The organism is Bacillus sp. AY2-1, from assembly GCF_008368965.1.
GTDB classification, from domain to species: Bacteria; Bacillota; Bacilli; order Bacillales; family Bacillaceae_G; genus Bacillus_A; species Bacillus_A thuringiensis_S.
Genome location: NZ_QPEL01000264.1, coordinates 1 through 1,533 on the forward strand (window position 1 = coordinate 1; position 1,533 = coordinate 1,533).

Genomic DNA, 1,533 nt, shown 5'->3' on the forward strand with positions numbered 1-1,533 from the left:
GAAGAATTGATTAGGGTTGGGTTTCGCTAATACTCTAAGCATATTTCCTCATTCTACTGATCTGCAAAATTTAAATTGTATTATTTATCAAAGACTTAAAATATACGAATGTCACGTAAAACGATTGGTGTTAATCATGTTTATGTTTATAATTACGTTGATTTGGATAACTTGCATTTATAAAATGTAAATATTTTACAAACGCAAGTTAAACAAACATTGTTATATCAAGGTTTGTTTGACCTAACATGTTATATTCTTGATATTAAGACGTTTTTTATGAGCATTTCATATAAGTGTGATTTAACTGATTAAGACTATTTTAAAAAACGACATATCAGCGATAATTTATGTCTATTCTGTATAAGTGTTAGCAAGATCGTTTGCAAACTTTTTAGCACTTTTTTAAAACTTAAACCAGAGGAGATTCATACAATTTAGTAACAATGTAAAATTGAATTTATCAAGGATAAACCATTTAACAAATAGTTTGCAGCACTGAATGATTTACAAAAGACTACCCATCGATACACTACGAATAAAAATAATGAGCTAATCGAGGGAATATAATTATTTTTATTTAATTCGCACTTGTACTTCTTGTTCTTGTATTACTTGAATGATTAACTCCAATACAATATTTTGTATTAACTGATGCTCATTATCATGAAGTGTACTTTGTTCTGATATGTATTCAATACATTGATATATATACCCTTCTACCAATAAGCTCCCTTTTTCAACTGTAAGTGTATTTTGCCCATTCTTTTTTACCTTTGGTATTAAAAATTCGGTTTTTGTCAAAATAATCTCCTGTTCAACCTCTTTTATTCCTATGACTTTTTCTTTAAATACAACCTTTTCTCGTAAACTAATTTCACCTTTATATCTTCCTATTTCTATTGGTAGTTTCGCTGTAATAAAATTATTTACGTCTTCCCCATTTTCACTCTCTAATATTATACTGTGAATAGGAATCCATGAAGATGCCTCTACCTTATTCTCTTCTTTATTCCCTTTATTTTTTTGGTTATATAATTCAAAATGAATTCTCTTCTCATGAAGATTTAAAGAAACTAATTTACAATAACTATCCGAATGATATTGTTGCACTGTAGTTAATAACTTACAATCTAATTCACGCCCTTCTACACCTTTTTCATCCCTAAATACAAATGCTTCTTGATTTTTAACATTTATTTTTGGAAATATTTTAAAACTAGTTACTTCTGAAAAAATAGAAAATGGAGTTTTGACCACCAGTGAGCGTATTAAAGGCCCTATTTGTGATCCAGACGCTTTACCTTCTTTCTCTAATTTTGATGCTACATATTCTCCCTTTAATTCAGGTGGTATTTCTTCTTTTCCCCCCTCTTTTTTCGTGTAAATTATCTTGTATATTCAGTTTTTTATACTTGTAAATTTCATCCCATATCCCCTTACCAATCCATGGATTTTTCATCACCATCCCCCCGTCTGATGAAATTCAAAAAATTTGTTTTTTGTATGTGACCATTTCATCATTATATATGT

Annotated in this window: 1 pseudogene; it reads right to left on the reverse strand. The window is 28.8% G+C overall.

Features of this window, described 5'->3' with window-relative positions:
- Positions 1-576: 576 nt before the first annotated feature.
- A pseudogene (locus tag DN403_RS30100) lies at positions 577-1,462 on the reverse strand (BC_2427 family protein).
- Between the last annotated feature and the right edge of the window lie 71 nt (positions 1,463-1,533).